The sequence below is a fragment of the Pseudacidovorax sp. RU35E genome (assembly GCF_900156165.1).
In the GTDB taxonomy this organism is placed as follows: domain Bacteria; phylum Pseudomonadota; class Gammaproteobacteria; order Burkholderiales; family Burkholderiaceae_C; genus Xenophilus.
This window is the reverse complement of sequence record NZ_FTMY01000004.1, coordinates 180,167-201,147: the sequence shown is the minus strand read 5'-3', so window position 1 is coordinate 201,147 and position 20,981 is coordinate 180,167. Positions and strand designations below refer to the sequence as shown.

The following is a 20,981-nucleotide window of genomic DNA, read 5'->3' as shown; positions in this document are numbered from 1 at the left end:
CCATGACGACTTCCACCCACCGCCGCGCCCTGCTGGCGCGCATCGCCTGCACCGCCCTGGGCGGCGCCGCGCTGCTACCCGCCCTCCATTCGACCGCCCAGGCGCAGGACTTTCCGCCCCGCAAGTCGGTCACCCTGGTGGTCGGCTTCGCGCCCGGCGGCGCGGCAGACGCCGCCGCGCGGCTGATCGCCAAGAAGCTGGCCGAGAACATCGGCCAGCCCGTCATCGTGGACAACAAGGCGGGCGCCGGCGGCAACATCGCGCACCAGTACGTGGCCGGCCAGCGCACCGACGGTACGGTGCTGCTCTTCGGCTCGGTCGGGCCGCTCACCATCGCGCCGCACCTGATGAAGCTGAGCTACGACCCCTTCAAGGACCTGGCGCCCGTCTCGGGCGGCGTGTACTTTCCCAACGTGCTGGTGGTGCACAAGGGCCTGGGCGTGCACAACCTGCAGGAGTTCGTCGCGCTCGCCAAGCGCAAGAGCATTGACTTCGCCTCCACCGGCGCGGGCTCGGCCTCGCATCTGGCGGGCGAGCTGTTCAACCAGCGCGCCGGCGTGAACATGGTGCACGTGCCCTACAAGGGCGGCGCCCCGGCGCTGCAGGACCTGCTGGGCGAGCGCATCGCCTCGTACTTCGCGGCGCCGCCCACGGCCATGCCGCATGTGGAAGCGGGCACGCTGATCCCGCTGGCCACCACCAGCCTCAAGCGACCGGCCTACCTGCCCAACATCCCGACCATGGCGGAGTCGGGCTACCCGGGCTTCGAGGCACTCAACTGGTATGCCTTCGTCGCGCCGGGCAAGACGCCCGCGCCCATCCTCGACGGCTGGAACCGCGAGATCGTCAAGGTGCTGAACGACCCGGGCGTGAGCGAGGCCCTCACCAAGCACGGCCTCACGCCCCAGCCCACCACGCGCGCCGAGTTCGCGGCCTTCATGCGCAAGGAGTACGACCAGTGGGGCGCCATCGCGCAGGCGCGCAAGCTGACGGCGGAATGAGGGGCGGCAGGCAGCCTCTGGCATGACCGGGCGACGGCGGCCCGGCCGCTGAGGACAATCGCGGCCCATGGAACTGCGCCAGCTGCGTTACTTCGTCCGCATCGTCGAGGCCGGCTCGATGAGCCGCGCCGCCCTGGAACTGGACGTGGTGCAGTCCGCGCTCAGCCAGCAGGTCTCGCGCCTCGAAGGCGAACTGGCCACGCGGCTTCTGCAGCGCACGCCGCAGGGCGTCACGCCCACCGAGGCCGGGCTGGCCTTCTTCCACGAGGCCAAGCTGACCTTGCGCCATGCCGAACAGGCGGTGCGTTCGGCGCAGCAGGCACGGCTGTCGGGCAGCGTCAGCATCGGGCTGGCGCCCACCACCTCGGCGCTGCTCGGCCTGCCGCTGATGCAGGCCATGCGCGAGCGCTACCCCGAAGTGCGGCTGCACATGGTCGAGGGCATGTCGGGCCACCTGGCGGCCATGCTGCGCGCCCGGGAGCTGGACCTCGCCATCCTCTTCGGCCACCGGCCCGACGCCCTGGCGCTGCACGAGCCGGCGGGCGGCGCGGGCCGCGGCTGGCAGGTGCTGCCGCTGATGGAAGAAGCCCTGTTCCTGATCCGCTCGATCGGCCAGCCCGCCCTGCCGCCGCAGGTGGACATCGAGGCGCTGCGCACCGAGCCGCTGATCCTGCCCACCGGCCCCCACGGGCTGCGCAGTGCCATCGACGCCGCATTCGACCGCGCAGGCATCGCGCCGCAGGTGGCGCTGGAGGTGGATTCGCTGGCGATGGTGATGGCCGCCGTGGATGCGGGCCTGGGCGCCACGCTGCAGCCCTGGGCGGCGCTCGGCCGCTATCCGGATGCCGACCGGCGCTTCCACCACGCGCGGCTGGACGCGCCGGTGGCCCGCCGAGTCAACCTGCTGTGCAGCCGGGCCGACGAAGAGCTGGCGCCGGCCGTGCTGGCGGCGCGTGGCGTCATGCGCGACAGCGTGCGCGCGCTGGTCGAGGACGGGCGCTGGGCGGGCGTCACGCTCGTCTGAACTTCTTCACCAGCGCAGCAGCCGCGGACCCAGCGCGGCGCCGGCAGCCACCGGCAGCAACATCCCGAGCACGTACCAGGTGGCCAGGAAGGGTGCGGTCAGCTCGGGGCAGTGCAGCGCGTACACGGTCGCGCCCGCGCCGCCCGCCAGCAGGCCGGCCGCGGCCCCCGCCCGGCGCGGCCGCGTGGCGGCCATGCCGCGCAGCATCCAGAAGGCGGCCACGAACACGGGCAGCCCGATCAGGCCGATGTTGACCACGCAGGTGCGCCAGGTCTGGCCCATCAGCGCGGGCATGCGCACGGGCTGCGGCATGTCGATCCAGCGCCACACGGCCAGCGCCCACAGCAGCCCGACGGCCACCACGGCCAGCCAGCCGGCCCGGCCCGGACGCACGCCGGGGCTGGCCAGACGCCGCACCATCAGCAGCCCGGCGACGGCCACGCACAGCGACACGGCCAGCTTGACCCACAGCATGGGCAGCGCCATCACGCGCCAGAGGTCGCCGCGCACCCCATAGCCCGCCTGCATGAGCAGCAGCGACAGGGGCAGGCTGCACGCCAGCGCCAGCCACAGGCGGCGCGACGCGGTGCCGGCGGGCACCGGCGCCGCGTCCTGCGCCAGCAGGTTCACCAGATCGTCGGTCTTCATGCAGCGGCCTCCTTGTCGATGCCGAGCCGGGCGGCCAGGGCCTTGAGGCCGCGGTGCACACCCACCTTCACGGCCGATTCGGACATGCCGGTCAGCTGCGCCGTCTCGGCCACCGACAGGCCCTGCAGCTTGGTGTGCACGATGGGCAGGCGGTGGCGGTCGGGCAGCGTGTCCAGCAGCACCAGCAGGTCGCGACGCGCCTCCTGGGCGTCGGTATCCGAATCGGCGACCAGTTCGAGCGCATCGTCCAGTGGCTCGTGCAGCGCCTCGCGCGAGGACTTCTGGCGCAGGTGGTCGATCAGCTTGTGGCGCGCGATGGCGTGCGCCCAGGCCGTCACCGGATGGTCGCGCAGGTAGGTGTGTCGCTGGTTGTGCATGGCAAGAAGGCACTCCTGGACCAGGTCCTCGACGTCGTCGGGCCAGCCGAACAGCCGCCGCCGCAGAAAGGCGCGCAGGTGCGCCGCCAGCTCCGACAGGAACTGGCGGTAGGCAGCGGCATCGCCATCGAGTCCACGAAGGAACAGCGTGCGCAGGTGGGCTTCGGCGGTACTCATTCGGAAAGCCTCTCTCAGTTCGCCGCAGCCGGCACGCGGGTTACACGCGCCGGGACTTTATTTTTTGCGGGCGATTGTGCCGGCCACGTAACCCGCGACGTGGCCGGGCTGAATTAACCAGCGGTCGCCGCGATGGCGGTGGCCGCTTCCAACCCCTTCCATTCAGGAGCCTTCACCATGAACTCGACCCGTCCCCTCGCCTCCGCCGCCTTCCTGCTCGCCGCCCTGGCCGGCGGCATCGCCCATGCCCAGGACAGCAAGCCCGCCGACACCATGGCCAAGATGGAGAAGTGCTACGGCGTGGCGATGGCCGGCAAGAACGACTGCGCTGCCGGCCCCGGCACCACCTGCGCCGGCACCTCCAAGGTCGACTACCAGGCCAACGCCTGGAAGAACGTGCCCGCCGGCACCTGCACCAGCATGAAGACGCCCAAGGGCATGGGCTCGCTGACGCCGATGAAGTCCTGATCGTCCGGGCGCCGCATCGCCATGCACCCTGCAACGTCCACGCCCGGCGCGGGCCTCGGCCTCAAGCCGCAGCACTTCGACGCCGCGCTGGCCGCCGACGTCGAGGGCCTGTGGTTCGAGGTCCATCCCGAGAACTACCTGGTCGACGGCGGCCCGCGCCTGGCTTGGCTTGAGCGCATCGGCGCGCGGCATCCGCTGTCGCTGCATGGCGTGGCGATGTCGCTGGGCGGCACCGAGCCGCTCGACCGGCCGCACCTGCGGCGCTTCCGCGCCCTGGTCGACCGGCTGCGGCCGGTGCTCGTCTCGGAGCACCTGGCGTGGTCGCGCATGGGTGGCCGCTACCTGCCCGACCTGCTGCCGGTGCTGCGCACCGACGCCGCCCTCTCGCGTCTGGCCGCGCGCGTAGACGAGGTGCAGCAGACGCTGGGCCGGCGCCTGGCCATCGAGAACCCGTCGCACTACCTGCGCCTGGACGGCCACGCCTGGCCCGAGGCCGACTTCCTGGCCGAACTGGTGACCCGCACCGGCTGCGGTCTGCTGCTGGACCTGAACAACGTGCAGGTCTCCTGTCGCAACCTCGGGCAGGACGCATGGGCCTATGTCGACGCCTTTCCGGCCCAGGCGGTGATGGAGCTGCACATCGCCGGCCATGCGCCCGATCCGGTGCGTGGCGAAGCCCTGCTCGTGGACACGCACGACCGCGCCGTGGCGCCCGAGGTGTGGACCCTGCTGACGCAGTTTCTGCACCGGCATGGCCCGCGTCCCGTGCTGCTTGAACGGGATGAGGACGTGCCCGCGTTCACCGACCTGATGGCCGAGCGCACCCGGGCCCAGCGATGCCTGGACGAGGCCGCCCTGCCCGAGGTCCTCGCATGAGCGCCCGGCCCGCATTCGTGCCGACTGCAGTCGCGGAGCACACCGGTCCGGCCGGCGCCGTGTTGCAGGGGTCGCCAGCGCCCGACCCCGCGGCAGACTTCGAGCGCCTGCTGCATGCCGCCCTGCTCGCACCCGAGGCCCAAGGGCCGCTGGCCGGCCAGCCGGGTCTGGCCGTCTACCGCAACGGCTGGCGCCGCGCGTGCATCGAGGCGCTGGTCGCCAACCATCCGGCCACCGCCCATCTCGTGGGCGAGGATTGGCTGCGCAGTGCCGCGGCCGAATACCTGCGGCACGACCTGCCGACCGACGCCAGCCTGCTGCGCTATGGCGAGGGCCTGCCCGACTTCCTGGCGGAGCTGCCGTCCACGGCGGGCCTGCCCTGGCTGCGTGCGGTGTGCCGTCTCGACCGCCTGTGGCTCGAGGCCCACCAGGCGGCCGATGCGCAGCCGGTGGGCGCCAGTGCCCTGGCCGCCCTGCCGCACGATGCCCTGGGGCAGCTGCGGCTGAGGCCCCTGCCTTCGGCCCGCTGGGCCTGGCACGCCGATCTGCCGGCCTTCGCGATCTGGCAGGCCGCGCGCTCGCAGGCCGATGCCGCTGCGCTGTCCGCGCTGCTGCCCGGCATGCCGGACGGCGCCCTGCTCCTTCGGCCCGGCGAGGCGGTCGAGTGGCATGCGCTGGACCGCGCGGGCTGCGCCTTCCTCGACGCCTGCGCAGAGGGCCGGACGCTGCTCGACGCCAGCGCGCAGGCCCTCACCGCCGACCCCGGCTGCGCCATCGGCGCGCTCATCGGCCAGCTGCTCGGCTGGCAGGTGCTGTGTCTCGACCCTCCATGGACGAACGAAGCATGAACGCCACCCCCCTGCCCCCTCCGGTTGCCACCCTCAGCGCACGCCTCTCGGCCTTCGGCCGCCGCCCCGCCTGGCACGACGCGCTGGCCCTGGTCGACCGCATGGCCATCGCCGCCATCTTCTGGCAGTCGGGCCGCACCAAGGTCGACGGATGGTTCCACATCAACGACAGCGCCTACGAGCTGTTCCGCACCGAATACCGGCTGCCGCTGATCCCACCCGAGCTGGCCGCGCAGATGGCGGCCACCGCCGAGCACGTGCTGCCCGTGCTGCTGGCCCTGGGCCTTCTCACACGGTTGCCGGCGCTCGGTCTGCTGGGCATGACGCTGGTGATCCAGCTCTTCGTGTACCCGTCGGCCTGGCCCACGCACCTGTCGTGGGCGGGCCTGCTGCTGTACCTGCTGGTCCAGGGCGGCGGCCGCTGGTCCGTCGACGGGCTGCTGCAGCGCCGCCGGGCGGCGCAGGCGACGCCCTCAGGGCGCGCTGGCGTCGACCACCGCGAACGGCAATGACTTGTCGCGCTTGGCGCGGTACATGGCGGCATCGGCCTGTTGCAGCAGGGCATCCGGCTCGGCCCGGTCGGCGGGCGCGGTGGCGAAGCCGATGCTGCAGCCGACCGTGAGCACGAGGCGCCCGACCTGCAGCGGCGCCTGCAGCGCCGCCTGGATGCGCTGTGCGACCACCGCCAGATCCTGTGAGGCCGGATTGGCATGGTCGAGGAAGAGCACGAACTCGTCGCCCGACAGCCGCGCCAGATAGTCCCCCTTGCGGCAGCTGGTCTGAAGGCGCAGGGCGCATTCCTGCAGCACCTGGTCACCGATCCCGTGGCCATGCGCGTCGTTGATGCCCTTGAAGCCGTTCAGGTCGATGAAGGCGACCACCACCGGCTGTCCGGCACGGCGGGCGCGGGCGAGCGCCCGGTCCAGCTCGGCGAACCAGGCATGGCGGTTGGGCAGGCCGGTCAGCGAATCGGTCATCGCCAGCATTTCCATCTGCCGCGAGTCGCGCGCGTGCGCAGTGATGTCGTGCATGGTGCACACGGCGCCCAGGCTGTGCCCATCGGGCGCGAGCAGCGGGCTCGCATTGCAGCTGACGGTGCGCGGCTCCATGCCCGGCGTGCGGATCACGATGGCCTGACCACGCACCTTCTCGCCCGCATAGGCGCGCGCCAGCGGCACCCGCTGCGGCTCCAGCAGCGTGCGGCCGTCGGGCTCGCACAGGCCGAAATAGGCCGGCCACTGCGTCGGTGGCAGGGCGCGCGGGTCCACACCGTGCCACTCGCGGGCGGTCTTGTTGAATTCCTGCAGCGTGCCGCCGCCGTCGCAGGTGACCACACCGTCGGGCAAGGCTTCGAGCAACTCGCCGATGGCGGCGGCCCGGCTCTCGCCCAGGATGCGCAGACGGCGGTTCTCCAGCAGGTCGGCGGCCCGCGCGGCCAGCCGGCGCAGGGAACTGCGCTGTGTCTCGTTGAGCGTGCGGGTCTTGCGGTCCATGACGCACAAGGTGCCATAGCGCCAGCCCTCGATGCCGACGAGCGGCATGCCCGCATAGAAGCGCAGATGCGGCGCGCCCACGACCGACGGATAACCGGCGAAGCGCGGGTCCGCGCGCATGTCCCGCACCTCCAGCAGCTCGGACTGCGCGATGGCATGGGTGCAGAAGGCCTCGTGGCGGGGCGTGCTGTCGAAGTCGATGCCGCAGCGGGCCTTGAACCACTGCCGCTCGCCGTCGAGCAGCGTCACCAGGGCGATCGGCACCTGGCAGATCGACGCCGCCAGCCAGGCGATGTCGTCGAAGGCCGCCTCGGGCGGCGTGTCCATGATCTGCAGTTCGGCGAGGGCCCGCAGGCGGCCCGCCTCGGTCATGCCGGGGATGGTGTCGTGGAAAGTGCTGGGCAAGAGGCGGGTCCTCCAGTGATCGGCCGATCGATGCTAGCGGAGGCCTTGCGCCGCCCGGGTAGGTCAGGACCCTCAGCCGCCGGCCGTCAGGTGCCCGGCGCTAGGGCGCACCGGCTCCGGCCGCCTGCCCCTCGCCCCCACCCCACCGCACCAGGTGCGCCAGCACCGTGGCCGCCGCCTCCGAGGCAGGCGGCTGCGGATGCAGGCAGCCGATAGGTGCCGGTGCGCCGGGCACGTCGATGGGCAGCCGGTGCAGCCGGCCCGACGCGACGAAGCGGTCCATGTGGCTGCCCAGGCCCACGTAGAGCAGGCCGAGCTCGCACACCAGCGCGACGCTGAGCGCCATCGTGCGCGTGCTCACGCGCGCCACCGCCGGGCTGCTGCCGAGCCGCTCGCACAGCGCGGCGAAGGCCGCATGCGGAGGCGAACCCTCGGGCGGCAGCAGCCAGGTCTCCCGGGCGCAGCGCTCCAGCGTCGGGCGCCGCAGCCGCGCAAGCGGATGGCCGCTGCCGCAATAGAGGCCGATGCGGTCGGGCCGCAGCGGCGTGAACCGGTGGCCGTCGGGCACCTGCACCGAGGCGCGGCACAGCACCAGGTCCGCGGCGCGTTCGTGCAGCAGGGCCGCGATGTCGGCGGCCTCGATCTCGCGGTAGTCGATCCACAGCGCGGGCTGCGCCGCGCACATCGCCGGCAGCGCGGGCGCCGCCACGGCGGTGCTGGCCGCGGCGATGCCGGCGATGCGCACCAGGCCGCTCGCGCCGCCCGCGATGCGGGCCGCGTCGCCGGCCAGCAGGTCGATGGCCGCCAGGGCCCGCTTGAGGGCGGGCAGCAGCAGCGCACCTTCGGGCGTGAGGCGCACGCCGCGGGCGTGGCGGTCGAAGAGCGTCAGGTCCAGCAGCGCCTCGACCCGGTTGAGCGCCTCGGTGGCCGAGGGCTGGCTCATGCCCAGGTCGGCGGCGGCCTTCTGCATGGCGCCCAGCTCGGCCATGCGCACCACCAGCTGCAACTGGCGCGGGCGGACGTAGTGCAGCAGCCGGCGGGCCAGGGCGGCAGGGGCGTCGGCGGAAGAGATGGACATGGCAGCGCGTGTTGGAGCACCCATAGGGCAGCCCTATAGCTTAGGCCCAGTCGTGGGTTGCTGCCTGGACATCGCGCGCCAAGAATCCGCCGCACAACACACCGCCGGAGACGACCGCATGCAGACCTTCCGCCCTTGCGTCCGAGCCGGGCTCGCCCGCCGTGCCCTTCTTGCCCGCGCCGCCCTCGGCGCCGCGCTGGCGCTCACCGGCAGCCTGGCCGCCGCCCAGACCTATCCGGCCAAGCCGATCAGCCTGGTGGTGCCTTTTCCGGCCGGCGGCGCCACCGACACCGCCACGCGACTGGTGGCGCAGCACCTCGGTCAGACGCTCGGACAGACCGTGGTGGTGGACAACGTGGCCGGCGCCTCGGGCGCCATCGCGGCGCAGAAAGTGGTGCGCGCAGCGCCCGATGGCTACACGCTGCTGGCCGGCACCGTCAACGACGTGGTGCTGGCACCCATCTTCACCGCCGGCACGCCCTACCGGCACCAGGACCTGGCGCCCATCGGCGAGATCGGCGTGACGCCCTTCGTGCTGGTGGCCAATCCGAAGCTGCCGGCCAACACCATCGACGAGCTGCTGGCCCTGGCGCGCCAGAAGCCCGGCACCCTGAACGTGGGCGTGCCCGGCCTGGGCACGCTGCAGCATGTCGCCACCGCCCTGCTGGCGAGCCAGGCCAAGGTCGACTGGCTCACCGTACCCTACAAGGGCGCCGCGCCGCTCAACGCCGACCTGCTGGGCGGCCAGGTCGACCTGGCCGTGGTGACGCTGCCGTCGGCCGTCGGCTACATCCAGGAGGGCAAGATGAAGTCCCTCGGCCTGATGAGCCTGAACCGCGACGAGCGTTCCAGGGACATCGCCACCATCAACGAAGGCCGCGAGATCAAGGGCTTCACCACCGATGCCTGGCTGGGCGTGCTGGCGCCGGCCAGGACACCGGCCGCCGTGATCGCGACCATGAATGCAGCCCTGACGCAGACCCTGGCCAAGCCCGAGGTGCGCGATGGCCTGGCCAAGCTGGGCTTCCGGGTGGAGCCGGGCACGCCGGTGCAGTTCGGCGAGCTCATGACCCGCGAAGACGCCCGCTACCGCAAGCTCGCCGCCACGGTGAAGCTCGACCGCTGATCCCACGCCGAGGACGACCGCCTTGCTCTGCCTGTCCGACGATGCCTGCGCCACGCCCGAGGGCGCCGCAATGCGCCAGATCTTCTCGGCGCGCGCCAGCGTGGCCGGCATCCTGGCCTTCGAGGCCGCGCTCGCCCGCGTGCAGGCGCGGCGCGGACTGATCCCGCAGGCCGCGGCCGAGGACATGGCCGCCAAGGCGCAGCTCTCCTTCTTCCCCGAGGACGAATGGGCCCGCCGGCGTGCGCAGGTGGGCCATCCCCTGGTGGCCATCCTCGACACCTGGCGCGGGCAACTGGCGCCTGAAAGCCGCGAGTGGCTGCACTACGGGGCCACCACGGCCGACCTCTTCAACACGGTGCTGGTGCAGCAACTGCAGGCGGCCGGTGCGCAGCTGGTGGCACAGATGCGCGGCATCGAAGAGCGAATGGCCGCCATCGCCGCCGAACACCGCGCCACGCCCATGGTGGCGCGTACGCTGGGCCGCCACGCCCTGCCCTTCACCTTCGGCATGAAGGTGGCGACCTGGCTCGCCGAGCATGGCCGCAGCATCGAACGGCTGCAGGGCTGGCTGGCCCGCTACCGCACCGGCATCCTGAGCGGGGCCGTGGGCACCTATGCATCCTTCGGCGACGCCGGCCCCGCCATCGAACGCGAGGTGATGGCCGAGCTGGGCCTGGACACGCCCGAGGGTGTGGACTGGAAGGGCAGCCGCGACCGCTTCGCCGAGTTCGGTTGCGCGGTGGCCCTGGCCGCCGCCACCGCGGGCCACGTCGGCCAGGAGATCTTCCTGCTGTGCGGCGACGACCTGGACGAGCTGCGGGAGGCCACGGGCGCGGTCGGCTCCTCGACGATGCCGCACAAGAGCAACCCCTCGCTGAGCATCGAGGTGGTGTCGCGTTCGCGGGAAGTGAGCGCGCGTCTGCAGCCGCTGCTGGCGTGGATCGGCATCGTGTACGAGCGCGACTCGGCCCAGCATGGCGAGGTGCTGCGCGACATGTGCGTCGGCATGGCCGACCTGCTGGCGACGCTCCAGCAACTGCTGGACGTGCTGGTCGTCATGCCGCAGAACATGGCCGCCAACCTCGCGCGCAGCCGGGGCCTGGTGCTGTCGGAAGCCATCACCTTCGCCCTGGCCGGCCACCTGGGCAAGCACACCGCGCACGAGAAGATGAAGCAGCTCACCCGCACCGCGCAGGCGCAGGGCTGCTCGCTGCAGCAGGCGGCCCAGGCCGATGCCACGCTGGCGCCGCTGCTGGCCGAACTGCCGGGCCTGTTCGACGCCACAAGCCACCTGGGCCAGGCGGTGGCGATCGCCGACGCGGCCGTGGCGCGGGTGCACCCGCGGACGCCGCGCGCAGCGGGCTGAATGCGGTGATCCCGCGCGGGTGGATGGGCATTCGTTTGCGCCAAACGCAACGATGGTTTCACAGGGATGCGCTTGTCGGGGGTGGGGGCCGAACCTAGGATCGCGCGAGGACTTCCGATGACGCCTTCTGACAAGACCCACCTGAACCTCGACCAGGCGCTCGACGCGCTCAAGACCGATTTCGTCGAACGCAACCCCGCCAGTGCGCGCCAGTTCGAGCAGCAGACCCGCGACATGCCCGGCGGCAACAGCCGCTCGGTGCTCTTCTATGCCCCGTTCCCGCTCACCATGGCCAGCGGCCGGGGCGCCGAGCTGACCGACCTGGACGGTCACACCTACAGCGACTTCATCGCCGAATACACCGCTGGCGTGTACGGCCACTCTGCGCCCGAGATCCGCGAGGCCGTGCTGGCGGCCATGGACAACGGCATCAACCTCACGGGCCACAACCTCTACGAAGGCAAGCTGGCACGGCTGCTGTGCGAGCGCTTCCCGCAGGTCGAACAGGTGCGCTTCACCAATTCGGGCACCGAGGCCAACCTCATGGCCATCACGGCGGCCCTGCACTTCACCGGGCGCCGCCGGATCGTGGTGTTCACGGGCGGCTACCACGGCGGGGTGCTGGGCTTCGGCACGACCGCGGCGCCGACGACCGTGCCCTTCGACTTCCTGGTGCTGCCCTACAACGACATCGAGCGCGCGCGCGCCGAGATCCGCGCACACGCCGCCGAGATCGCCGCCGTGCTCGTCGAGCCGATGCTCGGCGCCAGCGGCTGCATTCCCGCCGCGCCCGGCTTCCTGGCCGCATTGCGCGAGGCCACCAACGAATCGGGCGCCCTGCTCATCGCCGACGAGGTGATGGTGTCGCGGCTCGCGCCGCAGGGCCTGTTCATGCAGGCGGGCGTCCGTGCGGACATCACCACGCTCGGCAAGTACATCGGCGGCGGCATGTCCTTCGGGGCCTTCGGCGGACGGGCCGACATCATGGCCCTGTTCGACCCCCGCGGCGGCCCCCTGCTCCATTCGGGCACCTTCAACAACAACGTGGTGACCATGGCCGCCGGCCATGCGGGCCTGACGCGCCTGTATCCGCCCGAGGCGGCGGCGCATCTGTCGGCCCGGGGCGAGGCACTGCGCCAGCGGCTCAACGCGCTGTGCACCGCAAGCGACGTCGCGATGCAGTTCACCGGCGTGGGGTCGGCGATGAATGCCCACTTCGTGCGCGGGCCGCTGCTGCGGTCGGAAGACCTGGCCGCGGCCGACCCGAGGTTGCGCCAGCTGTTCTTCTTCCATCTGCTGGCGCAGGGCATCTACATCTCGCCGCGCGGCTTCATGGTGCTGTCCTTGCCCGTGACGGACGAGGCCATCGAGAAGCTCGTGGGGGCCGTGGACAGGTTCATCCAGCGCTATCGGCCGCTGCTGGCCTGAACCCGGCCCTCCCGGCCAGCCCTCAATACCCGCTGGCGCCCCCGTTGCGGCGGTTGTCCGCCGCACCGCGATACACCGGGAAGCCGTTGGCGTCGTAGCCCACGGCGATCCCCGACAGCCCGCTGGTGAGCCCGGTGATCTGCGCGTTGCCGCTGGTGTTGCCGTAGTCGCTGATCAGCCGTGCCACCTCGGCCGCGATGGGCTTGCCGGCCTCCAGTTGGGCGATGCCGTTCTGGCCGGTGAAGTTGTCGGCGTTGATCGCGGCCTGCAGGTCCATGCCGTAGACCATGTGGCCCAGGAAGGTCTTGACGATGTAGTCGGGGATCGGGCCGCCACCGGCCGAGCCCCACACCAGCCGCAGTCGGCCATCCGCATCGAAGGCGATGGCCGGTGCGATGGAACTGCGCGGGCGCTTGAAGGCCGCGTAGCCGTTGACGTCCAGGCCGGGCGTGCTGGCCGAGAAGTTGGACATGACGTTGTTGATCATCATGCCCGCCGCCTCGATGTGCGCGCCCCAGTGCGTGTTGATGGTGGTGGTCATCGACAGCGCATTGCCCCAGCCGTCGATCACGGCGACGTTGCTGGTGGTGTTCCAGTCCTCGCTGCGCGCGTCCGGCTGGCCGGGTGCGGCCCTGCGCGGCGCCGCCGCGCGGGCCAGCACCACCGGGGCGCCGGGCGCGCGGGCCATGGGGTCATAGACCGTGGGGTCGGTGGCACCGAAGGCCGGCACGCCCTCGGTCGTGCCGCCCGTGGGCACCGTCGCCAGGGCCGTGCCGGTGATCAGCGCGGCGCGGCCGTCCAGGTAGGCGGGCGACAGCAGCACACCCACGCGGGCATTGACGTTGGAGTACGCCGGATCGCCCACGATGTTGCGCCGGTCGGCATTGGCGAGGCGGCTGCCTTCCGTGAGCAGGTGCAGCCATGGCGTGCTGTTGAAGCCGACGCTGGCGATGGCCTTGCGCTCCATCAGGCCCAGGTTGTAGAGCGTGACCACACCGCCGAAGGAGGGTGCCGGCTGCGTGTAGATGGTCATGCCGAAGCGCGAGCCCACCAGCGGCTTGCGCTCCACGGCCCGATAGCTCGCGAAGTCGGCCGCCGTCATCAGGCTGGGAATGCGGGCGATGGTGCCGGCGGTGCTGGGCGCATTCACCGTGCCGGCCGCAGGCAGCAGCGATGCGCAAGGCAACTGCTTGGCGGTGAGCTTGTCGACGATGGCCGGCGCGATGGTGCCGGCCGGGTCGTAGAAGGCGGCGGCGCCGCCATCGCGCACCTTGGTCAGGGTGGCGGCCAGCTCGGCGTTCCTGATGAGCGTGCCCACCGGCAGCGGCTTCTGCTGCGTGGCGTCCGACGGCAGGCAGTAGCGGGCATTGATGTCCGGGTACTTGCAGCGGGCCGCGCCGCGGGCGGTGCCGGCCGAGTTGACCCAGGCGGACACGCCGCTGCCGGCCGACACCAGGTTGCCGTCGTCGTCGAACTCGCCCGAATCGGAATACAGCGTCTGGTACATGTACGCCGTCATCGGGAAGCCGTTGCTGGCCGTGGCGATGCTCTCGTCCCACAGCCTGTTCCAGGCCAGCCGGCCATAGGACTTGTGCACGAGGTCCAGCACGGCCAGCGTGCCGGGCACCCCGGCGGCACGGGCCGAGATGTTGGTGTTGCCCTGCTGCGAGGAGATGCTGGCGCCCGCGGTGAGCCCGCTTTTGCAGACGTTGAAGCCGCCCGTGGTGCTCACGTCCTGCGCCACGGCGCGGTAGATGTCCGCCACGCCGCCCGTGGTGGCCGGCGCGGACGAGAAGCCATCGAAGGCGCGCACCTTCTTCGTGGCGGCGTCGTAGTAGGTGATGACCGTGCCGCCGCCCAGCCCCGAGGCGAAGGGCTCGGTCACGTTGAGCATGGCCTGTACCGCAATGGCTGCATCGATGGCGGAGCCGCCGGAGGCGAGGATCCGGCAGCCGGCCAGCGAGGCCTGCACGTCGGCCGAGGTGACCATCACATTGGTGCCGGCGATGCCCGCCGTCTGGCCGTAGGGCGCGCCCGCCTGCAGGGTGCACCGCGCAGGGTCGAAGGCGACCGTGCGGGTCGGCGACACCTGCCCGCCAGGCGCAGGCGCAGGCGCAGGGGCCGGCGTGCCTGCCGAGGGCGGCTGCGGCGCCGGTGCGGCGAGCGTGAAGGTGGGGCTGGAGCCGCCGCCGCAGCCGGTGAGCCAGCCGGCAGCGGCGACCAGCGTGGCGGTCAGGGGGCGGGAAAAAGGAATGTGCATGGCACGAAGCGCGTTGAGCGTAATGACCCGAAGGGGGCCATTAAACGTGAAAAAGCACACGAACGCGCCGGGGCTCCGCCGGCCCGGCCTCAGCCCTGCGCGCCGAAGCGGCCCTCGAAGGCCGAGTCGGCGAGCGGCCGGCGGTCGCTGGGCAGCTCGCGGGCGCGCACGCCCTCGGGCAGCACGGCCGGGTCGCCCTTGCGGCCCACGGCCACCACGGTGTCGATGGCATAGCCCTCGGGCAGGGCGATGGCGGTACGCAGTCTGTCGGCGTCGAAGCCGGCCATGGCATGGGCCGACCAGCCCGACAGCTGCGCCTGGAAAGCCAGGCTGGCCCAGGCCGCGCCGGCGTCGAAGGCATGCGAGGGGTTGGGCACCGGCTCGGTCTTGCCCGGGAACAGGGCCTCGCGGGCCGAGACGATCACCACCAGCGCGGCGGCGCGCTGGCTCCACATCCGGTTGAACTCGACCAGGCTGTCGAAGATGGGCGTCCAGGCATCGGTGCCGCGGCGCGCGAACACGAAGCGCCAGGGTTGGATGTTGTAGGCCGACGGCGCCCAGCGGGCGGCTTCGAGCAGGCTCATCAGCTGGGACTCGGTGATCGCCTCTTCGGTGAAGGCACGGGGCGACCAGCGCTCGATGAACAGCGGATCGATGGGATGGGCGGATTGACGGGGGTTGCTCATTCGAAGACTCCAGGGGGATCGGAGTGTGTGCAAGGGCCGTGCCACGAAGCCGGGCACGGTCGCACGCACGACCGGCCCGACATGCTCGCGCCTCGGGTGCGACGCGCGGCCCCGCGCTACTGGGAAGGCGCGATGCGTCGCGCCTTGACGACCTGACCCCAGAGCTTGAGCTCATCGTCCACGACCGTCCGCAGGGCGTCGGCGCTGCTGCCCACAGGCACGGCAGACACGGCGGCAAGCTGCCTGCGCACGTCCGGCATCGCGGCCACCTTCTGCCATGCGTCGCTGAGCGTGGCCACCACGTCCGCCGGCGTGCCGGCGGGTGCCCACACGCCATACCAGGCGTCGATCGCGAAGCCGGGCACGGTCTCGCCGACCGTCGGCAGGTCAGGCATGGCGGCGGCGCGCTGGGCGCCCGTCTGCGCCAGGGCCCGCACCTTGCCGCTGGCCAGCAGCGACGGCACCTGGGCCGCAGGGCTCATGGACACCTGCACCACGTTCGACAGGAGGTCGGCACTGAAATTGCCGGCGTAGTTGACGGCCAGCATCTCGGCGCCGGTCTGCACGGCGAGCAGTTGCGCGCCCAGGTAGGCGGCCGACGCATAGCCCGTGACGCCCATGGCGAGCTGGCCCGGCCGCGCCTTGGCATGGTCGATGAGTTCTGCGAGGGAGCGCACGGGCACCTGCGTGTTGACCATCCAGACGAAGGGCGAGGCCGCGAAGCGCGACACCGGCACCAGGTCCTTCTGCGGGTCGTAGGGCAGGTTGGCGACGACGTGCGGATTCATCGTCATCGTCTGGTTGAAGGTGAACAGCAGCGTGTGGCCATCGGGCCGGGCCCGCGCCACGCGCTGCACGCCGATGACGCCGCTGGCCCCCACGACGTTCTCCACCAGAACCGGCTGGCCCAGCACGTCCGACAGGCGCTGGGCACCGATGCGCCCGACGATGTCTACGCCGGTGCCGGCACCGGCCGGGAGCACCAGGTGGATCTGCCGTGCCGGAAAGGCGGTCTGCGCCACCGCCGCGACCGGCAGCAACAGGCCGGCCATGAGGGCTGCAAAGAAGACGGCGACGCGCCGGCGAGTCATCTCGGTCATGGGATCTCCTTCACGTCTCGTCAGGCGTCGGGCAGGGCCGTCGCCTGCCAATGCAGCATCTGCAGCGGTCCGCCGGCTGCCTCGACCCAGACGGTCACGAAGGCATTGCGCATGACCCTGGGGGCGCCGCCGACATCGAGGGTGGTGGTGGTCTTGCCGCTCAGCACGACGGCGCCGCCGGCCAGCCGGACCTGCTGCGCCGTGCGGACCGCGTCCACGAAGCGGAAGCGGCCCGCGAGGATCGTCGCCAGGAAGGCTGCACGGTCCTCGGTCTTGCCGTTTGCATGGGTGTGCAGATAGTCCTGCGCGAGCAGGCGCTCCAGCGCCGCCCCATCCTGCGCGTACAGCGCCTGATAGCGCGCCTCGTCCGCGGCAAGGACGCGGGCCCGCAGGTCTTCAAGCGAATCGGCGACGGTCATGCCCGCTCCTCCACCACGTCATTGGCAAGGGTGCCGATGCCCTCGATCTCGACCTCGACCCTGTCGCCGGGACGCAGGGGCCCCACGCCCGCCGGCGTGCCGGTCATGATGAGGTCGCCGGGCAGCAGGGTGATGGCACGGCTCAGATAGGCCACCAGCGCATCGACGCCGAAGAGCAGGTCGGCCGTCTCGCCCTCCTGCACCTGGGTGCCGTTGAGCCTGCCGCGCAGTCGCAAGGCGCCCGGATCCAGGGCCGTCTCGATGCACGGACCGATCGGCGCAAAGCTGTCGAAGGCCTTGCCGAGCGTCATGAGGCCCATGGCCATTTCCTGCCGCTGGATGGTGCGCTCGCTCACGTCGTTGCCGCAGGTGTAGCCCAGCACATGTGCGAGCGCGTCCTCCTGCCGCACATGCCGGGCGCGGCGGCCGATCACCGCCACGAGTTCGGCCTCGTAGTGGACGATGGTGCTCCCGCGTGGATAGACGATGGCCCCGCCCGGCGCCAGCAGGCTCGTGTCCGGCTTCATGAACAGCGGCGGGATGTCCGGCAGTGGCCGCCCCGTCTCGAGGATGTGCGAGCGGTAGTTGAAGCCGACGCCGAAGATGCGCGGGCGCTCCACGGTGGGCGCCAGCAGCTGAAGGGCTTCCAGGCGCCAGCGCTCGTCGCCGAGGGCCATGTCGCCGTCGAACGGCGAGCCGCGCAGGGCGCGCACGGCGCCCCCGTCTTCGAGCACGCCGAAGCGTGCACGGCCTTCGTGGAGGAACTTGTAGATCTTCATGGCTTCATGGTCCTTGTCCTGCGCTATGGATGAATGTCGGGGGCCAGCCGGCGCAGCGCGCGCAGCAGCCCGCTGGCCGCCAGCACCAGCGCGGTGGCCAGCACGATGCCCTGGTACACGCCGATGGCGTCTCCGAGCTGGCGGGCCTGCTCGATGCCGTGCCCGATGCCGGTCTTGGCGGCCAGGTACTCGCCGACCAGCGCGGCACTCACGGCCCAGGGCAGGGCCACCTGCAGGCCGGTGAAGATGAAGGGCAGCACGCTCGGCACCACGATGTGGCGCGTGAGCTGGGCCGGCGTCGCGCCGAACACGCGCGCGGCCATGAGCAGGCGCCCATCGACGGCCGAGAGGCCGGCGTAGGTCAGCGAAAACACGACGAACAGCACCGTCAGCGCCACCAGCAGCACCTTCGGCAGCCAGCCGGTGCCGAACCACAGCACGAGCAGCGGCACCAGCCCGAGCTTCGGGATGCTCATCAGGGCGGTGATGAAGGGCTGCGCCATGGCGTCGGCACGCGCCGACAGGCGCAGCAGCACGGCCAGGCCGGCGCCCGCCAGTGCGCCCAGCACCGTGCCGGCCGCCAGCAGCGCCGACGTCGATGCCACGGCGGCCAGAAGCCGCCCGGCCTGCCAGTCCTGGGCGATGCGGCCCGCCACCTGCCCGATGCCGGGCACCCAGTAGGCGCCCAGCGAACGGCTGGCCAGCTCCCAGACCAGCGCCAAGCCGGCGAGCCCCAGCACCCGCGCGGCCAGCCGCATGCGCCCGGTCATGGCGCGGCCCCGTGGCGCAGACAGCCGCGGATGGCGTCGTAGTGCGCGCCGAAGCCGGGGGCCTTGAAGATCGATTCCGGATCGCGCGGGCGGGCGATGTCGATGCGCCGCTCGAGCACCACGCGGCCCGGCGAGCCGGACAGCAGCACGACCCGGTCGCCCAGCGCGATGGCCTCGTTGATGTCGTGCGTGACGAAGAGGATGGTCTTGCGCTCCACCGCCCACAGCGCCAGCAGGTCCGCCTGCAGCTGCGCGCGGGTCTCGGCGTCGAGGGCGCCGAAGGGCTCGTCCATGAGCACGACCGGCGGGTTGTAGGCCAGGGTGCGCGCCAGCGAGGCGCGCTTGCGCATGCCGCCGGAGAGCTGGTGCGGGTAGTGCCCGGTCCACTGCGCCAGGCCCACCTGCTCCACCAGATGCTGCACGCGCTCCACGTCCGCCGCCGACGGCTTGCCGGCGAGCGCCAGCGGAAACATCACGTTGTCCCACACCGAGCGCCAGGGCAGCAGGTTGTCGTCCTGCGTCACATAGCCGATCTGCCGGCTGCTGCCGGGCTGGGCCGGCATGCCCTCGCCACCCACCGGGCGCCCCCGGAACAGGATGCGGCCAGCCGACGGCGCCAGCGTCTGGGCCACCACGTTCAGCAGCGTCGACTTGCCGGCGCCCGAGGAGCCCATGATGGTCACGAACTCGCCCTCGTGCACCGTCAGGTCCACGTCGCGCAGGATCCAGCGCTGCCCCTGGGCCGTGCCACCGTCGTAGCAGACGCCGAGTTGCGACAGTTGCAGCAGTGCGGCGGACTGGGCCACCGCGGGTGTCTCGGGTCTCATGCCTCAGGCTCCGATGGGGCGCGGCGCGCGCGCCTGCGGGGCCTGCCAGCGCAGCCACCGCCGGTTGAGCATCGACAGCACCGCACCCAGGCCGAGCACGATGCCCATCACGGTGACCAGGGCGACGAACACCAGCGTGGTGTCGAAGTCCGAGGCGCCGTACTGCACCAGGTAGCCGATGCCGCGGTTCGACGAAATGATTTCGCCTACGATGGCCCCGGCGATGGCATAGGGCACGGCCACGCGCAGCCCGCCGAACAGGTAGGGCACCACGGCCGGCCACACCACATGCCGCAGCAGCTGCCATTCGCTCGCGCCGAAGACACGGACCGTCGCCAGCAGGCGGGTATCGACGGCGCGCACGCCGTCCAGGGTGCTGTAGAACACGATGAAGAAGATGGCCGTGGCCACCAGTGCCACCTTGGCCCCTGGCCCCACGCCCATCCACAGGATGAACAGCGGCACCATCGCCGTCTTGGGAATGGCGTAGCCGATGCCCGCGAGGGCAAGGACCGCCTCGCGCGTCCATGGATGGCGGCGCAGCGCCAGGGCCAGTGCGCAACCCGGCACGGCACCCAGCAGGAAGCCGCCCAGCGCCTCGCCCAGCGTGAAGCGACCGTGGAACCAGAGGTCGCCATTCGCGGCCATCGCCCCGAGCCGGCTCACGACCAGCAGCGGCGAACTGATCCAGTAGGCGCCCAGCAGGCGGGACACCGCCTCCCACGCCGCCAGCACCACCACGCCCAGCACCAGCCGGTCGAGCCACGGACGATGCGTGGCGGAACGCATGGGCTGGCTCAACGGGCACCGCCCACGAAGTCATCGGTGTAGATCGTCCGGGCGAGCGCGGACAGCGCCGCCTTGTCGTCCTGCGGACCGAACATGGTCTCCACCGTGTGGGCGAAGGCCTTGCCCATGGGCATGGCGCGCGCCGGCGTATTGCGCTGGAAGCTTTCGAAGGCCTGCTTCAGCAGCTCGGGATCCATCTTGTCGAAACGCCTGCCGAGCAGGGCCAGGGCCTTCTGCGGCTCGGTGCCGATCAGCGCCAGGCTGCGGTCCAGCGCGGCGACCATCTTCCTGCACGTGTCCGCTGCGCTGGTGCAGTGGCCGTCGCGCGCGACCAGCACGTTGTAGGTCGTCGGGTTCAGGTCCGCGAAGTCACCGCGCGGGCCGCTGATCCACAGCTGCGCGCCGCGGCGTACGGCTTCGAGCGTGAAGGGACTCGAAAAGACGAAGCCGTCCACTTCCTTCTTCTGCAGCGCCGCATCCATGCCCGGCGGCGCGATGAAGACCAGGCGGATGTCGCGGTCCGCGTCGATGCCGGCCTGGCGCGCCACGTAGCGCAGGAAGGCATGGGGCAGTCCGTTGGCGGCATCCACGGCCAGCGTGAGCCCTTTGAGCGCGCGCGCCCGCTCCACGGGCGAGCGGGCAGCGGACAGTCGCTGGGCCGCCTCGGCGGACAGGACCACCTCGGTCGTCGCGTTCTCCTGCAGCCCGGCGATGGCCAGCGTCTTCTGGCCCCGCTGCGCCGCGCGCAACTGCAGCAGGCCGGCGATGGTGGTGAAGTCGGCGCTGCCGCCGATGAGGGCATTGAGCGCGGCCGGGCCGGCCAGCTGGCTGACGTCCACGTCGAGGCCGGCTTCCTTGAAGTAGCCCGCGTCCTCGGCGATGTACACCGGCGCGAACAGGACGGACAGCGCCGGCAGCACCAGCCTGGCCTTGGCGCCCTGGGCCGATGCGGCCAGCGATGCCGCGGCCAGGAGGGCACCGATCGCGAGGCGCCGGGCGAGTGGGTTGAGCATGCGTGTCTCCTTCTTCTGTTGAG

At 71.8% G+C, this 20,981-nt stretch carries 22 protein-coding genes; 9 read left to right on the top strand and 13 right to left on the bottom strand.

Translation table 11 applies throughout. The features are described from left to right. The first annotated feature begins 2 nt into the window (after positions 1–2). Together BXA03_RS08680 and BXA03_RS08675 are read left to right on the top strand one after the other, a co-directional pair. The gene (locus BXA03_RS08680) at positions 3–1,001 is read left to right on the top strand and encodes a Bug family tripartite tricarboxylate transporter substrate binding protein (RefSeq protein WP_083716001.1); all 999 of its coding nucleotides are present in this window, start codon (positions 3–5) and stop codon (positions 999–1,001) included. Positions 1,002–1,068: 67 nt separating this feature from the next. Then, positions 1,069–2,025, top strand: a complete 957-nt coding sequence (locus BXA03_RS08675) for a LysR substrate-binding domain-containing protein (protein ID WP_076506207.1) — start codon at positions 1,069–1,071, stop codon at positions 2,023–2,025. Between the two features lie 6 nt (positions 2,026–2,031). Here the strand turns inward: BXA03_RS08675 and BXA03_RS08670 are convergent, their stop codons facing one another. Both BXA03_RS08670 and BXA03_RS08665 read right to left on the bottom strand, forming a co-directional pair. Beyond that, entirely contained in the window at positions 2,032–2,673 is a 642-nt protein-coding gene (locus tag BXA03_RS08670) for a DUF1109 domain-containing protein (protein WP_076506204.1), read from the bottom strand. After that, positions 2,670–3,227 (bottom strand): sigma-70 family RNA polymerase sigma factor, encoded by a 558-nt coding sequence (locus tag BXA03_RS08665; protein WP_076506202.1) that lies wholly within the window; start codon positions 3,225–3,227, stop codon positions 2,670–2,672. Before BXA03_RS08665 ends, BXA03_RS08670 begins: the two co-directional genes overlap by 4 nt. Before the next feature lie 177 nt (positions 3,228–3,404). Between BXA03_RS08665 and BXA03_RS08660 the strand changes: the two genes are divergently transcribed. From BXA03_RS08660 to BXA03_RS08645, 4 genes are read left to right on the top strand one after another with little or no spacing between them, the layout of a single operon-like run. Continuing rightward, complete coding sequence (locus tag BXA03_RS08660) at positions 3,405–3,695, top strand: BufA1 family periplasmic bufferin-type metallophore (protein WP_076506199.1); 291 nt, start codon at positions 3,405–3,407, stop codon at positions 3,693–3,695. Between the two features lie 21 nt (positions 3,696–3,716). Then, positions 3,717–4,571, top strand: coding sequence for an MNIO family bufferin maturase (locus BXA03_RS08655; protein ID WP_076506196.1), 855 nt, complete (start codon positions 3,717–3,719; stop codon positions 4,569–4,571). Beyond that, positions 4,568–5,419 carry an HvfC/BufC N-terminal domain-containing protein gene (locus BXA03_RS08650; RefSeq protein WP_083715970.1) on the top strand — a complete coding sequence of 284 codons (852 nt, stop codon included), beginning with the start codon at positions 4,568–4,570 and terminating at the stop codon, positions 5,417–5,419. Before BXA03_RS08655 ends, BXA03_RS08650 begins: the two co-directional genes overlap by 4 nt. Then, a complete protein-coding gene (locus BXA03_RS08645) occupies positions 5,416–5,931 on the top strand; it encodes a DoxX family protein (RefSeq protein WP_234983635.1) in 516 nt (171 codons plus the stop codon). The genes BXA03_RS08650 and BXA03_RS08645 overlap by 4 nt, the downstream gene beginning before the upstream one ends. Here BXA03_RS08645 and BXA03_RS08640 read toward each other — a convergent pair. Beyond that, positions 5,893–7,317 (bottom strand): diguanylate cyclase domain-containing protein, encoded by a 1,425-nt coding sequence (locus BXA03_RS08640; RefSeq protein WP_076506193.1) that lies wholly within the window; start codon positions 7,315–7,317, stop codon positions 5,893–5,895. The two genes, BXA03_RS08645 and BXA03_RS08640, sit on opposite strands and share 39 nt — an antisense overlap. A gap of 100 nt (positions 7,318–7,417) precedes the next feature. Beyond that, positions 7,418–8,395 carry a LysR family transcriptional regulator gene (locus tag BXA03_RS08635; protein WP_076506191.1) on the bottom strand — a complete coding sequence of 326 codons (978 nt, stop codon included), beginning with the start codon at positions 8,393–8,395 and terminating at the stop codon, positions 7,418–7,420. 118 nt (positions 8,396–8,513) lie between these two features. On the opposite strand from BXA03_RS08635, the gene BXA03_RS08630 reads away from it, so the two are divergent. The 3 genes from BXA03_RS08630 (at position 8,514) to BXA03_RS08620 (ending at position 12,315) form a co-directional block, all read left to right on the top strand. Next, positions 8,514–9,521, top strand: coding sequence for a Bug family tripartite tricarboxylate transporter substrate binding protein (locus tag BXA03_RS08630; RefSeq protein WP_076506188.1), 1,008 nt, complete (start codon positions 8,514–8,516; stop codon positions 9,519–9,521). Between the two features lie 22 nt (positions 9,522–9,543). Then, positions 9,544–10,887: a lyase family protein gene (locus tag BXA03_RS08625; protein ID WP_076506185.1), complete on the top strand. Its 1,344-nt coding sequence runs from the start codon at positions 9,544–9,546 to the stop codon at positions 10,885–10,887. Positions 10,888–11,004: 117 nt separating this feature from the next. Further along, positions 11,005–12,315, top strand: coding sequence for an aspartate aminotransferase family protein (locus tag BXA03_RS08620; RefSeq protein ID WP_076506182.1), 1,311 nt, complete (start codon positions 11,005–11,007; stop codon positions 12,313–12,315). Positions 12,316–12,337: 22 nt separating this feature from the next. On the opposite strand, the gene BXA03_RS08615 is transcribed toward BXA03_RS08620, so the two are convergent. From BXA03_RS08615 to BXA03_RS08575, 9 genes are all read right to left on the bottom strand, one after another. After that, positions 12,338–14,575: a gamma-glutamyltransferase family protein gene (locus BXA03_RS08615; protein ID WP_076506180.1), complete on the bottom strand. Its 2,238-nt coding sequence runs from the start codon at positions 14,573–14,575 to the stop codon at positions 12,338–12,340. An 89-nt stretch (positions 14,576–14,664) separates the two neighbouring features. Then, entirely contained in the window at positions 14,665–15,261 is a 597-nt protein-coding gene (locus BXA03_RS08610; protein WP_076506177.1) for a nitroreductase family protein, read from the bottom strand. A 116-nt stretch (positions 15,262–15,377) separates the two neighbouring features. Continuing rightward, the gene (locus tag BXA03_RS08605) at positions 15,378–16,361 is read right to left on the bottom strand and encodes a Bug family tripartite tricarboxylate transporter substrate binding protein (RefSeq protein ID WP_076506174.1); all 984 of its coding nucleotides are present in this window, start codon (positions 16,359–16,361) and stop codon (positions 15,378–15,380) included. A 20-nt stretch (positions 16,362–16,381) separates the two neighbouring features. Continuing rightward, the gene (locus BXA03_RS08600; protein WP_076506171.1) at positions 16,382–16,780 is read right to left on the bottom strand and encodes a nuclear transport factor 2 family protein; all 399 of its coding nucleotides are present in this window, start codon (positions 16,778–16,780) and stop codon (positions 16,382–16,384) included. Next, positions 16,777–17,559, bottom strand: coding sequence for a fumarylacetoacetate hydrolase family protein (locus BXA03_RS08595; RefSeq protein WP_076506169.1), 783 nt, complete (start codon positions 17,557–17,559; stop codon positions 16,777–16,779). Before BXA03_RS08595 ends, BXA03_RS08600 begins: the two co-directional genes overlap by 4 nt. A 23-nt stretch (positions 17,560–17,582) precedes the next feature. Next, positions 17,583–18,329, bottom strand: a complete 747-nt coding sequence (locus BXA03_RS08590) for an ABC transporter permease (protein WP_143476250.1) — start codon at positions 18,327–18,329, stop codon at positions 17,583–17,585. Beyond that, entirely contained in the window at positions 18,326–19,156 is an 831-nt protein-coding gene (locus BXA03_RS08585; protein ID WP_076506165.1) for an ABC transporter ATP-binding protein, read from the bottom strand. The genes BXA03_RS08590 and BXA03_RS08585 overlap by 4 nt, the downstream gene beginning before the upstream one ends. A 3-nt stretch (positions 19,157–19,159) precedes the next feature. Further along, complete coding sequence (locus tag BXA03_RS08580) at positions 19,160–19,945, bottom strand: ABC transporter permease (RefSeq protein WP_076506163.1); 786 nt, start codon at positions 19,943–19,945, stop codon at positions 19,160–19,162. 8 nt (positions 19,946–19,953) lie between these two features. Continuing rightward, the gene (locus BXA03_RS08575) at positions 19,954–20,958 is read right to left on the bottom strand and encodes an ABC transporter substrate-binding protein (protein ID WP_076506160.1); all 1,005 of its coding nucleotides are present in this window, start codon (positions 20,956–20,958) and stop codon (positions 19,954–19,956) included. Positions 20,959–20,981 lie beyond the last annotated feature (23 nt).